This window comes from Leucobacter celer subsp. astrifaciens, assembly GCF_001273835.1.
Classification (GTDB): domain Bacteria; phylum Actinomycetota; class Actinomycetes; order Actinomycetales; family Microbacteriaceae; genus Leucobacter; species Leucobacter celer.
Map to the genome: position 1 here is coordinate 348,594 of NZ_JHEI01000133.1, position 19,879 is coordinate 368,472.

The following is a 19,879-nucleotide window of genomic DNA, read 5'->3' on the forward strand; positions in this document are numbered from 1 at the left end:
GTGCGGGGCCTTCCGCTGGTTGAGCGAGCGGAGCGAGTCGAAACCACGGCCCTGAGGCTCGGCTTCGACCCGTCGCAAGCTCCTCGCTCAACCAGCGGAGGGGGCGACCCGCTACGCGGTCGGGTCGGTGACCTCGATCTTGCCGCTCACGATGTCGTCGCGCGCCTGCTCGACCTGCTCGAGCACCTCGGGGTGATCCATGACGGTGCACTGCGAATCAGCGGCGCCCTCGGTGAGGCTGACGATGGTCATGCCCTCTTCCTTGAGGCCGAAGGAGGTCGTGGCCTCCTGCGAGCTCTTGCCCTCCATGATCTCGCCGACCACGGTCTCGACGACCTTGTCGACGGCCTTGATGGTGCCGTCGACGACGGAGCCGGGGGCCATGGGGCACTGGTTGGCGTCGACGCCGTAGGCGGAGAAGCCCTTCTCCGCGGCGGCCTCCATGATGCCGCCGTTCGCTGCGGCACCCACGGCGAAGACCTGGTCGACACCGGTGCCGGCGAAGGCGATCGCCTGCTCCTTGGCGCGGGCCGTGTCGGCGAAGGGGTTGTCGCCGCCGATGACCTGCGGGTTCACGGTGTCGACGTCGGGGTTGACGCTCTTCGCGCCCTCGGCGAAGCCGCCCGAGTACTTCTGCAGCAGCGGGATGTCGAGCGAGATGACCGAGCCGACCTTGTCGGCCTCGGTGAGCAGGCCGGCCTCGACCCCGAGCAGGTAGGAGGGCTCCTGCTCGCGGAAGGTGGCCTGGTAGAGGTTCTCGGGTGCGCCCTCGACGAAGGTGTCGATGAGCAGGAACTTCTGCTGCGGGTTCTGCTCCGCGAGCTCGACGGCCACGTCGCCGAACTGGAAGCCGAGCATCACGACGACCTCGGGGGCCTTCGAGATGGCTGCCTCGACGTTCTGACGGCGCTGCGCGTCGTCCTTGGACTCGTAGGTCTCCTGCGTGCCCTCGAACTGCTCGGCGACGTTCTCGATGCCGGTCTTGCCCGACTTGAGGAACTCGTTCTGGCCGATCGGGTCGCTCGTGATGTAGATGAAGTGCGGGCCTTCGGCGCCACCGCCTGCGGATCCGTTGCCGTTGCCGTTACCGCTGCCGCCCGCGCACGAGGTCAGCAGGAGCGCGGCGGAGGCCGCGCCGGCGATCAGGGCCGCGCGAGCGCGACGCTTGGTGAAGAACATAGTGTTCCTTTCGGGTGTGAAAAAGGGGGCTGGGAATGAGCTTAGGAGCGAAGCGCCTCGAACGGTACATCCGCGAGGGTCTGGCCTGTGCCCGGCATGATCACGCGGCGTTCGGTGACGATCGCGGTGATGAGCTCGTGCGGGGTGACGTCGAAGGCCGGGTTGACGGTGCCGATGCCCTCCGGGGCCGTGCGGGTGCCGCCGAAACCGGTGACCTCGGCGGAGCCGCGATCCTCGATCTCGATCTCAGCGCCGCTCGCCGTCGACATGTCCACCGTCGATTCGGGGGCGACCACGATGAAGGGCACACCGGCGTGCCTGGCGGCGAGGGCCAGCGAGAAGGACCCGATCTTGTTCGCCGAGTCGCCGTTGGCGGCGATGCGATCGGCACCGATGAACACGGCGTCGGCGATGCCGCGGGACAGCAGGAAGGGGCCCGCCGAGTCGATGATGAGGCGGAAGGGGGCTTCCATGCGCTGCAGCTCCCACGCGGTGAGGCGGGCGCCCTGCAGCAGGGGGCGGGTCTCGAGGGGGAAGGCCTCTTCGAGGGAGCCCTGCTCGAGCAGGGTCTGGATCACGCCGAGCGCGGTGCCGCGCTCCACCGTGGCGAGGCTGCCGGTGTTGCAGATCGTCATCACGCGCACGCGGTCCTTGCCGGTGAGCTCGCGCGTCAGGTCGGCGCCTCGCAGGCCCATCGAGATGCACGCCGCGATGTCCTCGTCGCGGATCGTGATGGCCTCGTCGAGGATGGCGGCCGCGCCCTGATCGAGACGCGTGAGCGCCCGGTCGACGCCCCAGGAGAGGTTGACGGCCGTGGGGCGGGCCTCGCGCAGCAGCGCGGCCTGGTGCCGCACCTCGTCGCGATCCAGCTCCTCGTCGCCGTTCGCGGCTTCCACGCTCGCGGCGATGAGTGCGACGCCCATGGCGCCGGCGACCCCGAGCGCAGGAGCGCCCCGCACCGCGAGGCGCTGGATGTCGTCGATCAGCTCGGGCAGTTCGGTGACGCGTCGCACCTCGAGTCGGTGCGGAAGCAGAGTCTGGTCGATGAGTTCGATAGCTCCGTCAACCCAGTCGATCGTGCGCAAGCGATGTCCTTCCCGTTCTTCCCCGACGTCCAAGGATACCGCTCGTGTGCGCTCGCGCGCGTCCGCCGCGGTTAACGTCTCGGTTACACGTCGCGGGGGCTGCACGCCTCCAGGGTGGGTGAGCCTCCGCATCGATCGGAGCTGTGTGGTGAATGTGTGTACACTCGGCGTGCATACTGAGAATTCCTGATTGCCGGGTGCCCATGACTGCCTCTCCTCGCCGTTCGCTCCGCTCCGCCCTGCTGGGGAGCTTCGCGGCCGCTGCTCTCCTGTCCGTAGCGTTCGCACCTCTGCCCGCCCTCGCGCTCGGCGCGGACCCGGCTCAACCGGACCCGGCCCCCGTCTCCGCGGATCAGCCCGTGCCCGCAGGGGCGGAGGAGCCCCTGCCCGAGGAGGGCGCCGGGGGCGGCTCGCTCGGGGAAGGCGGTTCCGCGGTCGACCTGCACGAGGGCGCCGGTGGGGAGCACGATGCCGCGGCCGACGGGGAGGCGCAGCGAGCGACGAGGGGCCGGATGCTCCTCGGAACCACCCGATCGCCGCGGGGGAGAAGCCGCTCGGGGTACCCGTGGGCCCGAGCGAGCCGCTCGTACCCGAGGACGATCCGTTGGATTTCGCGCTCGAGCTGACCCCGGCGTCGGCGCGGCCGGGCGACGCGGTGACGATCGCGTCCGACTGCTGGGAGCTGGACTTCGCCTACCAGGCGCCCGGGGACGCCGGAGACGGCAGACTCGACTTCTCACGGACCCTGCCCGCCATCGGCGACGGCGGGTACGGTGTCACGTTCACGCTCCCGGCCGCCGCTGCGCCCGGGGAGTACCGCGTCGTGAGCTGGTGCCAGAGCGACGACGCCGTGCTCGGGTACGCCGAGACGGAGTTCACCGTGCTCGGAGACCCTCCGGGAGAGGCGCCCAAGCCCATTGCGGACTTCGCCGTCGCGCCCGCGCAGGGCGCCCCAGGGGATTCTCTGCGCTTCAGCGGACAGTGCGTCTTCAACGGAACCCCCGGCGATGCGGTGGCGCTGCTCTGGTCGCATGCGGGCAACGACGTCGTGGCGAGGAGGGTGGCGCTCGGGGAACAGCCGCTCGCCTCTGACGGCACCGGGAGCGGCGCGCTCGCGATTCCCGCCGACGCGCTGCCGGTGAGAGAGGACGAGCACTTCGGCAACGGTGTCGTCTTCCAATGCCTCTCCTCCGGGTGGCGGACCGCTGCCTCCGGCGTCGGGGTCCTCATTGTCGGGTCCGCAGAGGGCCCGGTGAAGCGCCCGACCACCGCGACCCCCGGTGTTGAACGACTCGCCGATACCGGGAACGAGACCTGGGGCGGATGGCTGCCGGGCGTCGGGCTGCTTCTCGCGGGAGGATCCGCCGCGATCGCCGTCGGGGCGCGCAGGCGCGAGGCCTGATCCGGGCTCCCGCGCGTCACCTCGGTTCACAGCTCCGTTACGAAGCGTTCACAGAACCGCGCGCGTGTCGATCAGGGATCCCGCGGAAACGCGGCGTACCGTGTGAATCACCGGGCAGGGTGCCCGGTCGATAGAGGCCGAAGCCGCCTCGCAGCCGCAGGCCTCCATCGCTGAGCCGGGGCGACCGCCCCGGGCCAGAAGGAGCCGTCGTGGCCGAGATCCAGCACCCCGAAACCGCCCCGCTCGCGCAACCCGCCGAGGGTACCGAGACCGGCGCGCGCATCGAGCGCGTCGATGACATCGAATCCATCGATGGCATCGATCAACGCCAGCGCACCTACGTGCTCGACACGTCCGTGCTGCTGAGCGATCCCTCGGCGCTCTTCCGCTTCGCGGAGCACTCCGTGGTGCTGCCGGTCGTGGTGGTGATCGAACTCGAGAAGAAGCGGCACGATCCCGAACTCGGCTACTTCGCCCGCCGGGCGCTGCGCATTCTCGACGAGCTGCGGCAGAAGCACCTGCGCCTCGACTTCCCGGTGCCCGTCGGTGATGCCGGCGGCACCGTGCGGGTCGAGCTCAACCACACGAGCATCGACACGCTGCCCAGCGGCATGCGGCTCGGCGACAACGACACTCGCATCCTCGCGGTCGCGCAGAACCTGGCCGAGGAGGGCCTCGACGTCACCGTCGTCTCGAAGGATCTGCCGATGCGTCTCAAGGCGGCCGCGATCGGCCTGGGCTCGGAGGAATACCGGGCCGAGCTCGCGCACGACGACGCCTACACCGGCACCGCCGCCGTCGACCTCGGAGAGGAGGAGATGAAGCTGCTCTGGGAGGAGGACCGCCTCGACGGCGTCGAGGGGCTGGAGGAGCTCCCGTACGGCACTGGCCTGATCCTCACCTCGCCGCGCGGTTCGGCGCTGGGGCGCGTGGACGGTCCCAGCTCGCTGCACCTCGTGCGCGGAGATCGGGAGGTCTTCGGGCTGACCGGGCGCAGCGCCGAGCAGCGGCTCGCCATCGACCTGCTGCTCGACACGCAGGTCGGGATCATCTCCCTCGGCGGCAGCGCAGGCACCGGCAAGTCGGCGCTCGCGCTCGCGGCGGGTCTCGAGGCCGTGCTCGAGCGGCGGCAGCACCGCAAGATCATGGTGTTCCGCCCCCTGTACGCGGTGGGCGGGCAGGAGCTCGGCTACCTGCCGGGCGATCGCGAGGAGAAGATGGGACCCTGGGCGCAGGCGGTCTTCGACACCCTGGGCTCGATCGTCTCGGAGAACGTGCTCGACGAGGTGATCGCACGCGATCTCATCGAGGTGCTGCCGCTCACCCACATCCGCGGGCGATCGCTGCACGACGCCTTCGTGATCGTGGACGAGGCGCAGTCGCTCGAGCGCGGCGTGCTGCTGACGATGCTGTCGCGCATCGGCCAGAACTCGCGGGTGGTGCTCACGCATGACGTCGCCCAGCGCGACAACCTGCGGGTGGGCCGCTACGACGGCATCGCGGCGGTCATCGAGAAGCTGAAGGGGCACCGCCTGTTCGGCCACGTGACGCTCACGCGCTCCGAGCGCAGCGAGATCGCGGCGCTCGTCACGGAGCTGCTCGACACCCCGTAGGCGGGCGGGCGCCGGCAACGGGCGGGAGCCCACCCGCCGGCAACGCGGAGTCCCGGATGGCTGCTTCCATGTGAATCGAAGCAGCCATCCGGGACTCCGCGTTTTTCCGTGCGCGTGGCGAGACGTTGCCGGTGTGCGGTTCGTCCGCCGGTCATGCGGGGTTCATCTCGCGCTCATCGGAGGGTCGTGGCGGGGCTACCCGCGGCTGGTGGAGTAGTCGAGGCTCTGCCGCACGGGCAGAGCGGATCGCTCTCTACCGAAGGACAGCTATGACCCAGTCATTCCCCGCGGTGCGCATGAGACGGAGCGCGGTGGCGCTCGCCGTCGTCGCTCTGCTCGGAGGCAGCCTCGTCGTACCGACCGCAGCGTTCGCCGAACCCGGAGCCGTCGAGGTGCCCACGGCATCGCTCGTGACGACCGGCACCACCTGGAAGTACCTGGACGACTACACCGACCCCGCAGGCGAGAACGAGAACCGCCAGGTCTGGGCCGCCGCCGACTTCGACGACAGCGGCTGGAAGCAGGCCCCCAGCGCGTTCGGCGTGAAGAACAACGCGCTGGCGCCCGTCGGCCCCTACACGCCGGTGACCAAGCTGGAGCACTACATCGACGGCGTCGCGACCCCGACGATCCCCACCTACTTCTTCCGCACCACCTTCGATATCCCCGAGGGCGTCTCCGAGCAGCTCGCCTCCGCAGCGAGCACCATCGTCTACGACGACGCCGTGCGCGTCTACGTCAACGGCGAGCGGGTGGCCAACTTCCGCGACGGGCGCGTCGACGACGCGAATCCCTCCAACCAGCAGTACGCCGGCGAGAACGGCGGAAACCCCGTCAGCGGCACGTTCTCGATCGACGGAGAGCTGCTGCGCGACGGCGAGAACACCATCGCGGTGGCGCTCTACCAGGATCGCGCCTCCTCGTCGGATGCCTACTTCGATATGACCGAGCTCACCCTCGTCAAGGCGTCCGTGCCGGGCGAAGTGGTCGAGGCGGCCCCGACGCGGGTGATCCTCACACCCACCGAGACGCCCGCGACCTCGCAGTCGTTCTCGTGGCTCGCCGGCGACGTGTCCCACGGGATCGGCCAGGTCGAGATCGTCCCCGCAGCGGGTGGCGACACCCGCGCGGTCGACGCCTACGAGACCGGACGCGTGAACGGCAACCAGACCCCGCACTTCTCGGCGACCGTCGACGGACTCGCCCCCGCTACCGCGTACCGCTACCGCGTCGGCCTGCCCGGCAGCTGGAGCGAGTGGTACGAGTTCACCACGGCGGATCCCGCGGCCACCGATTTCCAGTTCGTCTACTACGGTGATGCGCAGATCGGCCTCGACACCACCTGGCCCGAGGTCGTACGCCAAGCCGAGGAGCGCGCCACGCGCTCGATCGGATCCGTGCACGCGGGCGATCTGATCGACACCGGCAGCAACGACACGCAGTGGCGCAACTGGTTCAAGGGCATGGAGAAGTCGGCCACCAGCACCAACGTGATGGCGGCCCCGGGCAACCACGAGTACTCGGGCGACAAGCTGCTCGCGTCGTGGAAGGCCCACTTCGAGTACCCGCTCAACCAGCCGAGCACCGAGACCATCGGCGAGCTGGCGGCGCTCGCCCAGGGCGACAGCGACGCGGCGAAGCAGTACGCCGCCTACTTCGCGCACTGGGCCGAGTTCGCGGCCGAGACCGTGTACTTCACGGACTACCAGGGCGTGCGCTTCATCACGCTGAACGCCACCCGCGACACCGAGTTCCTCAGGCCCAGCAGCCTGCCGTCCTGCTCGGGTGCCGAGTGCCCCTCGGGCAAGGTCGCCGCCCTGTGGACCGAGTACCAGGCCGCCTGGCTCGACTACGTGCTGAAGAACAGCGCCTCGAAGTGGAATGTCGTCACCTTCCACCAGCCCGTCTACTCCACGTCCTCGGGTCGCAATGAGCCTGTGCTGCGCGAGTACTGGGTGCCCGTGTTCGAGGAGAACAACATCGACCTCGTGCTCATGGGGCACGATCACACCTACGCCCGCGGCTACAAGAACACCACCAGCACCGACACCGAGGGCATGACCACCGGTCCGGTGTACGCTGTCTCCAACTCGGGCGCCAAGCACTACGACCTCGAGACCGAGGCGAAGAACGTCTGGACCAACAACGGCGCGACCCAGGTGCTGCGCGGCGAGAAGGTCACCACCTACCAGGTGATCGACGTCAGCGCCGACCAGCTGGTCTACCGCTCCTACGTCGCCGAGAACGCGAGCGGCGCGAAGACCTACGCCTACGTCGACGGTGCCTACGTCGAGCGGCCCGCCAAGAACGTGGGCGATCTCTACGACGAGGTCATCGTCACGAAGTACTCCGATGGCAAGAAGTGGGTGACCGAGCCCGGTGTCGAGATTCCCGCGGGACCGGCGGATCCCGTCGACCCGGTGGATCCGGTCGATCCGAAGCCGACGGACCCGGATCCGAAGGTGTCGTTCACGGATGTGCAGAAGGGCGACAAGTTCTCCAAGGAGATCGCGTGGATGGCCGCCGAGGGTATCTCGACGGGCGTGAAGCAGGCGAACGGCACCTACCAGTACCAGCCGAAGAACCGGGTGACCCGCGAGGCGATGGCCGCATTCCTCTACCGGCTGAGCGCGCCGAAGGATTTCAAGGCCCCGGCGACCTCGCCGTTCGCCGACGTGCAGCCGGGCGACAAGTTCTACAAGGAGATCGCATGGATGCACCAGGAGGGCGTCTCCACCGGGACCAGACAGGCCTCGGGCAAGCCGCAGTTCCAGCCGAAGTCGGGTATCACCCGTGAAGCTATGGCGGCATTCATGTACCGTCTTGATGCGACGAAGAAGCCTGCGGTTCCTGCGGTGTCGCCGTTTGCGGATGTGCGGAAGGGCGACAAGTTCTACAAGGAGATCGCCTGGATGTCGCAGAGCGGCCTGTCGACGGGGATCAAGCAGTCGTCGGGCAAGCCGGCCTATGCGGCGAAGTCGAATGTGACTCGTGAGGCGATGGCGGCGTTCCTGTACCGCGCCGAGAGCTGAGCGACCCGTCCTCGCCGGTTGAGCGAGCGCAGCGAGTGAACCCCGGAGCTAGAAGGTTCCTCGGTTTCGACTCGCCTGCGGCTCGCTCAACCGGCGGCTTGCGTCCGCCGGTTGAGCGAGGAGCGCAGCGACGAGTCGAAACCCGACGGGCCGGGTTTCGACTCGCTGCGCTCGCTCAACCGGCGGGCTCCGCTCAACCGGCGGGTGTCCGGGTTTCGACGCCGTGGCACACACGAAAAAAGGGGGTTCGGGATCGCATGATCCCGAACCCCCTTTTCGCGTGCCGCGCAGCCTCCGGAAAGCGACTGCGGCTCCGCCGTCGAGGCTACTTGGCGACGCCCGGGTGGGTCATCGACAGCAGGTCGAGAGCCTGATCGAGGTCGGCCTCGGTCACCTCGCCGCGCTCCACGTAGCCGAGATCCACGACGGCCTCGCGCACGGTGATGCCCTTGGCGACCGAGTGCTTGGCGATCTTCGCGGCCGCCTCGTAGCCGATGAGGCGGTTGAGGGGGGTGACGGTCGAGGGGCTCATGCCGGCCAGCGCAGCGGCGCGGTCGAGGTTCGCCTCGAGGCCGGCGACGGTCTTGTCGGCGAGCACGACGGACGCGTTGGCGAGCAGGCGGATCGATTCGAGCAGCGCGGTGCCCATGACGGGGATCTGCACGTTGAGCTCGAACGAACCCGAGGCGCCGGCCCAGGCGATGGTCGCGTCGTTGCCGATCACACGGGCGCAGACCATGAGCACGGCCTCCGGCACGACGGGGTTGACCTTGCCCGGCATGATCGACGAGCCCGGCTGCAGGTCGGGGATGTGCAGCTCGGCGAGACCCGTGTTGGGGCCCGAGCCCATCCAGCGGATGTCGTTGTTGATCTTGGTCAGCGAGACCGCGATGGTGCGCAGCGCGCCCGACGCCTCCACCAGGCCGTCGCGGTTGGCCTGCGCCTCGAAGTGGTTGCGGGCCTCGGTGATGGGCAGGCCGCTCGATGCCGCGATCTCCGCGATGACCTTCTCGGGGAAGCCGAGCGGGGTGTTGATGCCCGTGCCGACGGCGGTGCCGCCCTGGGGCACCTCGGCGACGCGGGGGAGTGCCGCCTCGACGCGCTCGATACCGTAGCGGATCTGCGCGGCGAAGCCGCCGAACTCCTGGCCGAGGGTGACGGGGGTCGCGTCCATGAGGTGCGTGCGGCCCGACTTGACGGCGGTCTTCCACAGCTCGGCCTTCGCCTCGAACGCCTCGGCGAGGTGCTCGAGCGCGGGTTTCAGCTGCTCGATGAGCGCGCCGGTGACGGCGATGTGCACCGAGGTGGGGAACACGTCGTTCGACGACTGCGAGGCGTTGACGTGGTCGTTCGGGTGCACGGGGGCCCCGAGGTGCTTCGTGGCGAGAGTGGCGAGCACCTCGTTCGTGTTCATGTTCGAAGAGGTACCGGAACCGGTCTGGTAGGTGTCGACCGGGAACTGATCGTGGTGCGCACCGGCGATGATCTCGTCGGCCGCCGCGACGATGGCATCGGCGATGGGGGCGTCGAGGATCCCGAGCTCCTTGTTCGCGATCGCTGCGGCGCGCTTGATGCGCGCGAGCGCCACGATCTGCGCGGGCTCGAGGCCCGTCCCCGAGATGGGGAAGTTCTCGACGGCGCGCTGGGTCTGGGCGGCGTAGAGGGCGTTCTTGGGGACGCGAACCTCTCCCATGGTGTCGTGCTCGATGCGGTACTCGATGTCTTCGCTCACGGTGCTTGTGCTTCCTTTGCTGGTGGGGGCGCCCCCTGAGCCTGTCGAAGGGGGCTGGGATCGGTGTCGGACCCTTCGACAGGCTCAGGGGCCGAGATCTGGAACGTGCGTCAGTCGAGCGGCGCGAGCTCGAGCTCGACGGGGCCGACCACCGTGTAGGGCACGGCCCGTCCTTCGGTGAGCCGGTACTGGCAGCCGACCACCGCGAGCCTGCCCGCGTCGACGGCGTCGCTGATCACGCGCGAGGTGCGCAGCAGCTCGTTGACCGTGGACGCGAGGTGGATGCGGCCCACGGCGTTCGCATCGATTCTGGCGGCGTCGGCATAGGGCGTGTCGGTGTTGTCGCGCAGCCAGAGCTGCTGCACGGCAGGCTGGATGGGAGCGAGGGTGTGCCGCACGGACGCGGTGGTCTCGGACGGGGTGCGGCTCGACTGATCGATGGCAGCGGCGACCGCACCGCAGGAGTCGTGCGCGAGCACCACGATGAGTGCGGAGCCCAGGGCCGTGACGGCGTACTCCATCGAGGCCGTGATCGATTCGGCGACCACGTGCCCCATGTTGCGGGCGATGAAGAGATCCCCGAGCCCGCAGTCGAAGATGATCTCCGCGGCGAGGCGCGAATCCGAGCATCCGAACAGCGCGACGTCGGGCGTCTGGGAATTGATGAGCTCGGATCGTCGCTCGACGTCCTGATTGGGGTGAGCCGACGTGCCCGAGACGAATCGTTCGTTGCCGGCGGCGAAAGCGTTCCAGGCCTGCTGCGGAGTGACGCGGGGCGCGGTCATCACTGCTCCTTCGATGCGGTGAGCGAGTCGGCGACCTCCGTCGCCAGCACGCGGAGGGTTGCCGGGGTGTCTGTTCCGTAGACGAGGATCGTGTCGTTCTCCCACTCGCCCTGCAGTCCGAAGATCATATTGCTCCGCTCGGGGTCGCGATCGGGGTGGTCGTAGACGACCCAGTCGATGCCGCCCAGCTGCTCGGCGCCGGTGGGCCGCTGCTGCTCGAGCTGCTGGGAGATCCAGGCGTCGCCGACGGGGGAGCCGTCCGCGGTGAAGGCCTGAGCGACCGCCGCGTAGGACTCGTAGCCGGTGGCCTCGTCGACCGTCGTGTAGTTGATCTGCCACCAGGTGACGCCGCCGCTCTGACGCAGACCCGCCCACTTGGCCTTCCAGCTCTCGGGCACCTCGGGAGCCGCGAGGTCGCGCCCCGCGCTCGGAGCGGCCTCGGCGGCGAGCTGCTGCGCGTCGACGGAGTGCTCCGCGAAGCCGCCCGTGCCGCGCGGCACCACGAGGAAGATCACGAGCACGAGCCCGAGACTCACGAGCAGCGAGAAGACGAGATTGTTGACGGTCTTGCGCTGACGGTACATCCGGCTGTCGTGCGCCTTGCGAGCTGCGGTCTCAGCCGCGGTCTCGGGCCGCCCCAGCTCCGCGACGACGGCCGGTGGCTTCTGCTTCTTCGCCATGGTCTACGCGTCGGCTCCGCTCTCGGTCGACGGATCGCCCGCGCCCTGACGCGCCGCCTCCAGGCGCTGCCTGGCTCCGATCAGCCACTCCTCGCAGCGGGCCGCGAGCGCCTCGCCCCGCTCCCAGAGCTGCAGCGACTCCTCGAGCGTGGTGCCGCCCTGCTCGAGCCGGCTCACCACCTGCACGAGCTCGTCGCGCGCCTCCTCATAGCTCAGCGCGGTGACGTCTGCTGGTGTCTCGGCACTCATGCGCCCCAGTCTACCCGGCGACGCTGCGGAGTTCCCCGCGGCGGCGATGCCGCCGGTGGTCCAGCGCTGCGCACGCCGTGCTGTCTACGCCGCTCCGTTCGAGGTCGCGGCGATCCGGCCCCGGCGTGAGCCCTTGTCTCAGCCGGAGGTGCTCGCTCTGATGATCAGCTCCGGCGCCAGCTGCTCGCTCTCGGGACTCGCGCCGCCCAGGAGCTGGAACAGGAGTTGGAAGCCCCGCCTGCCCATCTCGTGCATGGGGGAGCGGATGCTGGTGAGGTTCACCCCGGCTCCGAGCGGGGTGTCGTTGTAGCCGCACAGCGCCACATCGTCGGGCACCCGGAGGCCCCGCGCCTGTAGCGCCCCGAGCGCTCCGATCGCCGCGAAGTCGTTGGTGGCGAAGACGGCCTCGGGAGCCGAGTCCTCCAGGAGCTTCTCGGCGGTGTCGCGGCCGGCGCCCGTGTCGAAACCGCCGTGGGCCACGCGGATCGCGTCCGGTGCGATCCCGTGATCGCGCAATGCCTGGACGAACCCCTCGGTGCGGTCCAGCGACGTCGACGTGCCCTGCTTGCCCGCGATCACCCCGAAACTGCGGCGCCCGGATGCGAGCAGGTGCTCCGCCATCAGGCGGCCACCGGCGCGGTCGTCGCACGTGACCGAGATATGCCCGGGTAGGCGTCGGCTGACGAGCAGATGAGGAAAGCCCCGATCGGCGAGTTCGTCGAAGAGCTCGCGCTGGTCGAATCGGGCGTCTCCGAAGATGAGGCCGTCCACCCGCTGTTCGAGCAATCGTTCGGTCTTGGTGCGCCGGGCATCCGCATCGTCGAGGGAGTTCGAGACCATCGTGAGGTAGCCGAGTTCGTCCGCGGCTTCGTCGATGCCCTCGTAGATCGTGGCCAGGACGAAATCCTGGAGGCGGGGCACGATGACGCCGACCAGATTCGACCGCGCGGTGCGCAGGGACGCGGCATGGGGGTTGCGCCGGTAGCCGAGACGGTCGGCGAGCGCGACAATGCGCGTCGCGGTCTCGGGGGAGGCCCACCCTCCTGCGGGATCCTTCAGCACGCGCGAGACCGTCGACGGGTTCAAGCCGAGCTCCTGGGCGAGAGCCTTCAACGTGACGGGCCGATGAGCGGACACAGCGGGAGCCTCGTTCTGTGGTGGGGCGGTGGTCTCTGAATGATAGCGGCTCGGACTCCGCCGCCCGGGTCAGGCATGCCGGGCCTCGATCCGTCGGCCCCCGGGCGCGGCGCGCCTGACCCGGTGCCGTGCACCGGCCGCTGGTCATCCGATCGTATCCGACGCATTCGGGGAGGCCGGGCAAGCGCGGAATCGCACGACGAATTTAAGCAATCGTTTGCGGCAATCGTTTGTGTCGTGCACAATACATATCGAAAGGTTCGACCGGATCACTCAAAGGAGCGTCATTCGTGGCCAAGATCGTAGTCCTGGGGACAGGCGGCACCATCGCCTCGCGAGAGCGAGGCGGCGCCGGCGCGACCGCCACCCTCTCCATCGCGGATATCGCCTCCACGCTGGACATCGGGACCGACGTTCGGGACGTCATGACGATCGGCAGCTACCGCCTCACACTCGGACAGATGCGGACCATTGCGACGGCTGCGATCTCCGCGGCCGCGGAGGACGACGTCGCCGGCGTCGTGGTGACGCACGGGACCGACACCATCGAGGAGACCGCCTATCTCGCCGCGCTCTCCCACCGGGGTGCGGCCCCGATCGTGTTCACGGGAGCGCAGTTCGCCGCCGACCAGCCCTCGCCCGACGGGCACCGGAACCTCCGGGACGCGGTCGAGTTCGCGCGCAGCCCCCTGCTCCGAGGCGCTGGGGTCGGAATCGCCTTCGGGGGAGAACTGCACTCCGCGCGCGGGACGCGGAAGATGCACAGCACGCACCCCCAGCCCTTCCGGGGCGGCGTGCTGCTGGCACGCCGCAGCGGCGACGGCGTCTCCCTGCACGCGAGCGCACGGCCGGAACCGATCGTGCTGCAACCCGACGAGCGGCTCGACCTCGTCGTCGTGGACATGGTGATGAGCTATCCGGGAGCGGACACGATGCTCTTCGCCGCGGCGGCGGCGCGTGCCGACGCCGTGGTGCTCGTCGGCACCGGCGCAGGCAACGCCGGCCCCGGCTTCGCCGAGAGCGTGGCCGAGGCCACCGCGAGCGGCACGCCGGTGATCCTGGCAAGTCGCACCTTCGACGGGCCGGTCACTCCGATCTACGGCAACGGCGGCGGCGTCGACCTCGTACGCGCGGGTGCGATCTCCGCGGGGGAGCTCAGCCCCCCGCAGGCCCGGATCCTCGCGGCGGTCCTGCTCGCGACGGATCCCGGACCAGATCGGAGCCCGTTCCCCGAACGGTTCGCCCGCCACGCCTCGTAGAGCGCCCCGGCTGCGCGAAGCGCGGATCCTCATTCCACCCGAACACGAATACCCACCTCAGTGAGACAAAGGAGTACTGCAATGTCGAAGAAGATCATGGTGTCCATCGGTATCGACGTCGATGCTGTCGGCGGCTGGCTCGGCTCGTATGGCGGACAGGACTCGCCCGGAGACATCTCTCGGGGTCTGTTCGCGGGAGAAGTCGGGGTGCCCCGTCTCCTGAAGCTGGCACAGGACCGGCAGATCCCAGTCACCTGGTTCTGGCCGGGCCACTCGATCGAGACGTTCCCGGCGCAGTTCGAGGCCACCGTCGCAGCCGGTCACGAGGTCGGCGTGCACGGATACAGCCACGAGAACCCGATCGCGATGACGCGCGAGCAGGAGACCGAGGTGCTCGACTACTGCATTGAACTCTTCGAGACCCGCACTGGGAAGCGCCCCGTGGGCTACGTCGCACCCTGGTGGGAGTTCTCCAAGGTGACCAACGAGATCCTCCTCGAGCGCGGATTCCTCTACGACCACTCCCTGATGCACAACGACCACACCCCCTACTACGTGCGCGTCGGTGACAGCTGGACCAAGATCGACTACGAGGCGGATTCCGCGAAGGAGTGGATGAAGCCGTTGGAGCGCGGCGAGGAGACAGACCTCATCGAGATCCCCGCGAGCTGGTACCTCGATGACCTGCCCCCGATGATGTTCATCAAGGGGAGCGCCAACAGTCACGGGTTCGTGAACCCGCGCGACGTCGAAACGCTCTGGCGGGACCAGTTCGACTGGGTTTACCGCGAGATGGACTACGCGGTCTTCCCGCTCACCATCCACCCCGACGTGAGCGGACGCCCGCAGACCCTGCTCATGCTCGAGCGGCTGATCGACCACATGTCGGCGCACGACGGCGTGGAATTCATGTTCATGGAGGACGTGGCCCGCGATTTCGCGGCCCGATTCCCCCGCCCCTGACCCCCGACCCCCGAAAGGAACACCGACCATGACTACGACGTCAAGCAGTTCCCCGACGAGAGCCGCCTCGGACGGCCGCGTCGAACCCTGGAACGTGCCCATCACGAAGGCGACGATCACGAAGGTATCGATCGTCTGCTTCATCGCGTGGGTCGCCTCCGTCTACGACTACACCCTGTTCGGCACGCTGCTGCCGGTCATCGCCGAGGACTTCGGCTGGTCGACCGCGGAGATGGCGGCGGTCAACACTTATGCGACGATCGGCGTGTTCGTCGTGTCGCTGTTCATCGGTGCGATCCTCGACCGTCTCGGACGCAAGCGCGGCCTGATCCTGCTCATGCTCGGCGGCGCCGTGGCATCCGGCCTCACCGGGCTCGCGGCCGGCGCCGCGAGCATGATCATCATCCGCGCCTTCTCGGGCTTCTCGATGTCGGAGGAGGTCGTCAACGCCGTCTACCTCAACGAGATCTACAGGAAGGTCAAGAACCGCGGTCTCATGTACGCGCTCGTGCAGGGCGGCTGGCCCGTGGGCGCCCTCGTAGCAGCAGGGCTCTCGGCACTCCTGCTGCCGGTGATCGGTTGGCGCTGGAGCTTCGTCGTCGCCGCGCTGCTGTCGCTCGTCGTCGTGTTCCTGGCTTCGCGCCTGCCGGAGTCGCCCACCTTCGCCGCGATCAAGGAGGTGCGCCGCCGTCGCGAGGCCGGCGACCTCGAGGGCGCGAAGGCCCTGGCGGCGGAGCATGAGCTCGAGGAGTCCGCCGGCCACCGGGGCGGCCTCCGAGAGGTGTTCCGGCCCGGGCTGCGCCTGCACACGATCGCGCTCGCGCTCGCGTGGCTGACCAACTGGGTCAGCATCCAGATCTTCTCGGTGCTCGGCACCACCGTGCTCGTCGAAGCGAAGGGCATCTCCTTCGACAACGCGCTCATCGTGCTGGTGCTCGCGAACGGCGTGGGGTTCGTGGGATACGTCTTCCACGGGTGGATCGGCGACAAGATCGGTCGCCGTCTGACCGTGATCCTCGGTTGGAGCATCGGCGGCGTCGTCAGCCTGCTGATGCTGACCGGGCCAGGAGAAGCCTGGTTCATCTATCCTATGTACGCCTTGACGCTGTTCTTCCTCACCGGGCCTTACGCCGCACTGCTCTACTACATGGGCGAGTCGTTCCCGGCTCACGTGCGGGGTATGGGCACCAACGTGGCGCACGTCATGGCGCCCGTCGGCGGCATCGTCGGTTCGGCCCTGCTCGCCGTGATGCTGAGCGCCGGCGTGACCGTGGGTGTTGCGGCAGCACTCACCGGGTCGCTGTTCATGCTGCTCTCGGGCATCGCGATGATCTTCACCCGCAAGGTCGCCGACAAGGCGGGTGCGGGCTCATGAGGACACGTGACGACGGACTGGCGGGGAGAGTCGCGGTCATCACCGGCGGCGCGAGCGGGATCGGCCAGGCACTTGCAGCGGCATACGCGAGAGCCGGCGCAGACAGCGTGATCGGGGTGTTACCGGGGGACCCGTACGGTGCCGACGAGACGATTGCGCTCGTCGAGGCGGAGGGCGGCAGATGCGTCGCCGTCGAGATGGACGTGCGCAGCACTGAGGGGAACGAGACGCTCGCGCAGGCCGCGATCGACGAGTTCGGACGCCTCGACGTCGCCGTGGCCGCAGCGGGCATTCTTCGTCGCCAGTCGCTCGGCGAGATGACCGACGAAGCCTGGGATGACATGCTGCAGGTAGACCTGGCCGGTGTGCTCCGCACGTTCCGCAGCTGCGCCGCCCGCATGACCAGTGCAGGTGCCATGGTAGCGACCTCCTCGATCGCCGGTGGTGTCTACGGATGGGAGGAGCACAGCCACTACGCGGCTGCGAAGTCGGGTCTGCTGGGATTGTGCCGATCGCTTGCCGTCGAGCTGGCTCCGCGCAGGATCCGTGTGAACGCAGTGATCCCAGGGCTCATCGAGAGCCCGCAGTCGCTCGACGGTCGTAACTCGCTGGGTAAGGAGGGGCTCGAGGCAGCGGGGCGGATCATCCCTTGGGGGCGGGTCGGCAACGTCGACGAGGCCGCACGCGTGATCCGCTTCTTGACCTCGGACGACTCCGCATACGTCACCGGTCAGCAGATCATCGTCGACGGCGGCCTGACGGTGCGGTGGCCGAGTTGACCGGGATCGGGCGGCCGAGTAGCCGGACGAATCGTCGAACAGACAGCACGGAGGAACAGGACATGAAGCAGCTCGCAGGCAAGATCGCAGTCGTCTACGGAGCGGGAAGCGGGATCGGGGCGGCGATTGCCGAGCTGTTCCACGAGGAGGGCGCCACCGTCGCACTCGTGGGGCGCACCGAGAGCAGTCTCGAGGCGACGAGGCGGGCCTGCGCGGACGGCGCGCCGGTGAGCACGCACGTGGCCGACGTGGCCGACGCGGCAGCCGTCGAGACGGTGACGAATGGGATCGCGTTCGAGCACGGCGGTATCGACATCGTCGTCAACAGCGCCGGGATTCTGGACGAGACCCCGGTGATCGAAATGACGCCCGAGGTCTGGGACCGGACGATTGCGGTGGACCTGACCGGCTCGTTCAACACCGCGCGCTACGCCGTGCCGCACCTGATTGCACGCGGGGGAGGTCGGATCATCAACGTCGGCTCCCAGCTCGGCATCAAGGGAGGAACCGGGCTGGCCCATTACGTCTCCGCCAAGGCGGGAGTGATCGGTCTCGGAAAGGCCTTGGCGCTCGAGCTCGCGCCCCATGGAATCCTGGTGAACACCATCGCTCCCGGGCCGATCGAGACGCCGCTGATCGGCGGACTCTCCGACGAGTGGAAGCGCAGGAAGCGCGACGAACTGCCGATCGGGCGCTTCGGCACCCCCGAGGAAGTCGCGCCGACGGCGTTGCTGCTCGCCTCATCGCCGGGCGGCGACCTGTATACCGGGCAGACGCTCGGCCCGAACAGCGGCGACGTCATGCCGTGACCGGCGGTGGGGTCGACCGATTCGGGGCGGCCCCACCGTCCGTGGAAAAGGAGTGAGAGATGTGCGGAGCATGTCCCGGCGGCGCGTCGCTGAGCGAGGCGACGGTGTTCCTCGGAGTACGGGGTGCGACGGCGCGGGCCGGCCGTCTGCTGCAGAGCCTCACGGGCGACCGCATCCAAGTCGCCGTATTCGGGGACGGCTGGTCGGTGAGGCTTCCGACCGGTGGGCTGACGGTCGCGAACTCGTTCGAGGAGGTCGTGGAGCGCTGCGGTCCCTACATTGATCTCAGGGCCCTCGCTCGGCTGCGCCAGTGGTGTCCGGCAGATGAGGTGGCGGACTTGGTCGTCGGAGCCGCAGCTGCGGCGCTATCCCGAACCCGGGGCGAGACCCGAGCGCACTCTCCGGCAGCCCCGGTCTGACGCCCGACTACGCCGCTCCGTTCGAGGTCGCGGCGATCCGGCCCCCTGCGAGGGCGACGCGGATCGCTGTGCCTTCGGGGGCGTCCGACGGATCGCGCAGCACAGCGCCGTCCGCCAGCTGCGCGATCGCGTAGCCGCGCTCGAGCGTGGCCCTGGGCGACAGCGCGGCGAGGCGGGCGCGGGTCTCGGCGAGGGAGCGGGTGCGATCCTCGATCGCCCGATCCGCGAGTTCCGTGCCGCGCGCGATCCAGCGCACCAGTTCTTCCGCGCGCTCGTCCACGATGCGCTCGGGCATCGCGATCGCGGGGCGTCCGCGCAGCTGCGCGATGCGGTCGGTCTCGTGTGCGAGCAGCTGGCCCAGGCGTCCGCTCATGCGGGCCCGCGCCTGATCGATGCCCGCCAGTTCCTCGCCCACGTCGGGCACCACGCGCTTGGCGGCGTCGGTGGGCGTCGACGCGCGCAGATCCGCCACCTCGTCGAGCAGCGGACGATCCGCCTCGTGCCCGATCGCGCTCACCAGCGGGGTCGTCGCGCTCGCCGCCGCACGCACCACGCGCTCGTCGCTGAACGGCAGCAGGTTCTGGAAGTCGCCGCCGCCGCGCGCCACGACGATCACCTCGACCTCGGGGTCGCGATCCAGCGCCTCGATGCCTGCGGCCACCTCGGCCGCAGCGCGGTCGCCCTGCACCGCCGCGTAGTGGATCTTGAACCGCACCCCCGGCCAGCGCAGGGTGGCGTTGCGGATCACATCCTTCTCGGCGTCGGAGTCGCGGCCGGTGACGAGCCCGATGAGGCCGGGCAGGAAGGGGAGGGCGCGCTTGCGGCTGGGGTCGAACAGGCCCTCCGCCTGGAGCTGGCGCCGCAGCCGCTCCAGCCGCTCCAGCAGCTCGCCGAGGCCGACGTGCGAGAGCTCGAACACCTGCACGGTGAGCGATCCGCCCTTCACCCAGAAGTTCGGCTTGACCAGCGCGATCACGCGGTCGCCCTGCGCGAAGTCGCTCGTGAGGCGCTGCGCCACCGAGCGCCACACGGTGAAGCTCACCGTCGCGTCCTGTCCCAGGTCCTTGAGCTTGCCGTAGACGTGGCCGCCGCGCAGCTGCCACTGGGTGATCTCGCCCTCGATCCAGACCTGCCCCAGGCGGTCGATCCAGGCGGCGATCTTCTCGCTCATCAGGCCGACGGGCCAGGGCGCCTCGCGCGTCGCGGGGGTGGTGGATCCTGCCTCTGCCATGCACCCCACCCTATCTGCGGCCACCGACCCCGCCGCTCTTCGCTTGATCCGGGCGACGCGCCTGGGCGCTCGGCGCGGGCACGGCGGCCATTCGTGTCATTCGCGCGTCAGTAGTTGCTGCCTCGCGGCGGGCGGTTTCAGGGGGCTAGC

At 69.2% G+C, this 19,879-nt stretch carries 17 protein-coding genes; 9 read left to right on the forward strand and 8 right to left on the reverse strand.

The features are described from left to right. Positions 1 to 111: 111 nt before the first annotated feature. Positions 112 to 1,179, reverse strand: coding sequence for a BMP family ABC transporter substrate-binding protein (locus AMS65_RS03990; RefSeq protein WP_053382855.1), 1,068 nt, complete (start codon positions 1,177 to 1,179; stop codon positions 112 to 114). A 41-nt stretch (positions 1,180 to 1,220) separates the two neighbouring features. Continuing rightward, positions 1,221 to 2,264: an S-methyl-5-thioribose-1-phosphate isomerase gene (mtnA, locus tag AMS65_RS03995; protein ID WP_053382856.1), complete on the reverse strand. Its 1,044-nt coding sequence runs from the start codon at positions 2,262 to 2,264 to the stop codon at positions 1,221 to 1,223. A gap of 565 nt (positions 2,265 to 2,829) precedes the next feature. On the opposite strand from mtnA, the gene AMS65_RS04005 reads away from it, so the two are divergent. The 3 genes from AMS65_RS04005 to AMS65_RS04015 all read left to right on the forward strand — a co-directional run bounded on the left by AMS65_RS04005 (position 2,830) and on the right by AMS65_RS04015 (position 8,311). After that, positions 2,830 to 3,666 (forward strand): hypothetical protein, encoded by an 837-nt coding sequence (locus tag AMS65_RS04005; protein ID WP_157502057.1) that lies wholly within the window; start codon positions 2,830 to 2,832, stop codon positions 3,664 to 3,666. A 281-nt stretch (positions 3,667 to 3,947) separates the two neighbouring features. Continuing rightward, entirely contained in the window at positions 3,948 to 5,279 is a 1,332-nt protein-coding gene (locus tag AMS65_RS04010; RefSeq protein WP_053382910.1) for a PhoH family protein, read from the forward strand. 269 nt (positions 5,280 to 5,548) lie between these two features. Next, a complete protein-coding gene (locus AMS65_RS04015) occupies positions 5,549 to 8,311 on the forward strand; it encodes a fibronectin type III domain-containing protein (RefSeq protein WP_053382859.1) in 2,763 nt (920 codons plus the stop codon). 325 nt (positions 8,312 to 8,636) lie between these two features. On the opposite strand, the gene AMS65_RS04020 is transcribed toward AMS65_RS04015, so the two are convergent. The 5 genes from AMS65_RS04020 to AMS65_RS04040 form a co-directional block, all read right to left on the reverse strand. Continuing rightward, positions 8,637 to 10,043 (reverse strand): class II fumarate hydratase, encoded by a 1,407-nt coding sequence (locus AMS65_RS04020; protein ID WP_075200826.1) that lies wholly within the window; start codon positions 10,041 to 10,043, stop codon positions 8,637 to 8,639. A 110-nt stretch (positions 10,044 to 10,153) separates the two neighbouring features. Further along, positions 10,154 to 10,828: a carbonic anhydrase gene (locus AMS65_RS04025; RefSeq protein ID WP_053382860.1), complete on the reverse strand. Its 675-nt coding sequence runs from the start codon at positions 10,826 to 10,828 to the stop codon at positions 10,154 to 10,156. Beyond that, positions 10,828 to 11,508, reverse strand: a complete 681-nt coding sequence (locus AMS65_RS04030; protein ID WP_053382861.1) for a DUF4245 family protein — start codon at positions 11,506 to 11,508, stop codon at positions 10,828 to 10,830. The genes AMS65_RS04025 and AMS65_RS04030 overlap by 1 nt, the downstream gene beginning before the upstream one ends. A gap of 3 nt (positions 11,509 to 11,511) precedes the next feature. Further along, entirely contained in the window at positions 11,512 to 11,757 is a 246-nt protein-coding gene (locus AMS65_RS04035) for an exodeoxyribonuclease VII small subunit (RefSeq protein ID WP_053382862.1), read from the reverse strand. 138 nt (positions 11,758 to 11,895) lie between these two features. After that, complete coding sequence (locus AMS65_RS04040) at positions 11,896 to 12,894, reverse strand: LacI family DNA-binding transcriptional regulator (RefSeq protein WP_053382863.1); 999 nt, start codon at positions 12,892 to 12,894, stop codon at positions 11,896 to 11,898. A 290-nt stretch (positions 12,895 to 13,184) separates the two neighbouring features. On the opposite strand from AMS65_RS04040, the gene AMS65_RS04045 reads away from it, so the two are divergent. The 6 genes from AMS65_RS04045 (at position 13,185) to AMS65_RS04070 (ending at position 18,498) form a co-directional block, all read left to right on the forward strand. Further along, positions 13,185 to 14,153 carry an asparaginase gene (locus tag AMS65_RS04045; RefSeq protein WP_053382864.1) on the forward strand — a complete coding sequence of 323 codons (969 nt, stop codon included), beginning with the start codon at positions 13,185 to 13,187 and terminating at the stop codon, positions 14,151 to 14,153. Positions 14,154 to 14,234: 81 nt separating this feature from the next. Next, positions 14,235 to 15,116 (forward strand): polysaccharide deacetylase family protein, encoded by an 882-nt coding sequence (locus tag AMS65_RS04050; RefSeq protein WP_053382865.1) that lies wholly within the window; start codon positions 14,235 to 14,237, stop codon positions 15,114 to 15,116. 28 nt (positions 15,117 to 15,144) lie between these two features. Further along, entirely contained in the window at positions 15,145 to 16,491 is a 1,347-nt protein-coding gene (locus AMS65_RS04055) for an MFS transporter (protein ID WP_053382866.1), read from the forward strand. Continuing rightward, on the forward strand, positions 16,488 to 17,270 hold the full coding sequence (locus tag AMS65_RS04060) for an SDR family NAD(P)-dependent oxidoreductase (protein ID WP_053382867.1): 783 nt from the start codon (positions 16,488 to 16,490) through the stop codon (positions 17,268 to 17,270). Before AMS65_RS04055 ends, AMS65_RS04060 begins: the two co-directional genes overlap by 4 nt. Positions 17,271 to 17,332: 62 nt before the next feature. After that, positions 17,333 to 18,079, forward strand: coding sequence for an SDR family NAD(P)-dependent oxidoreductase (locus AMS65_RS04065; protein ID WP_053382868.1), 747 nt, complete (start codon positions 17,333 to 17,335; stop codon positions 18,077 to 18,079). A gap of 59 nt (positions 18,080 to 18,138) precedes the next feature. Next, positions 18,139 to 18,498, forward strand: coding sequence for a hypothetical protein (locus tag AMS65_RS04070; protein ID WP_053382869.1), 360 nt, complete (start codon positions 18,139 to 18,141; stop codon positions 18,496 to 18,498). 7 nt (positions 18,499 to 18,505) lie between these two features. Here AMS65_RS04070 and xseA read toward each other — a convergent pair whose 3' ends face one another. Beyond that, positions 18,506 to 19,729, reverse strand: a complete 1,224-nt coding sequence (gene xseA / locus AMS65_RS04075; RefSeq protein ID WP_053382870.1) for an exodeoxyribonuclease VII large subunit — start codon at positions 19,727 to 19,729, stop codon at positions 18,506 to 18,508. Positions 19,730 to 19,879: the final 150 nt, after the last annotated feature.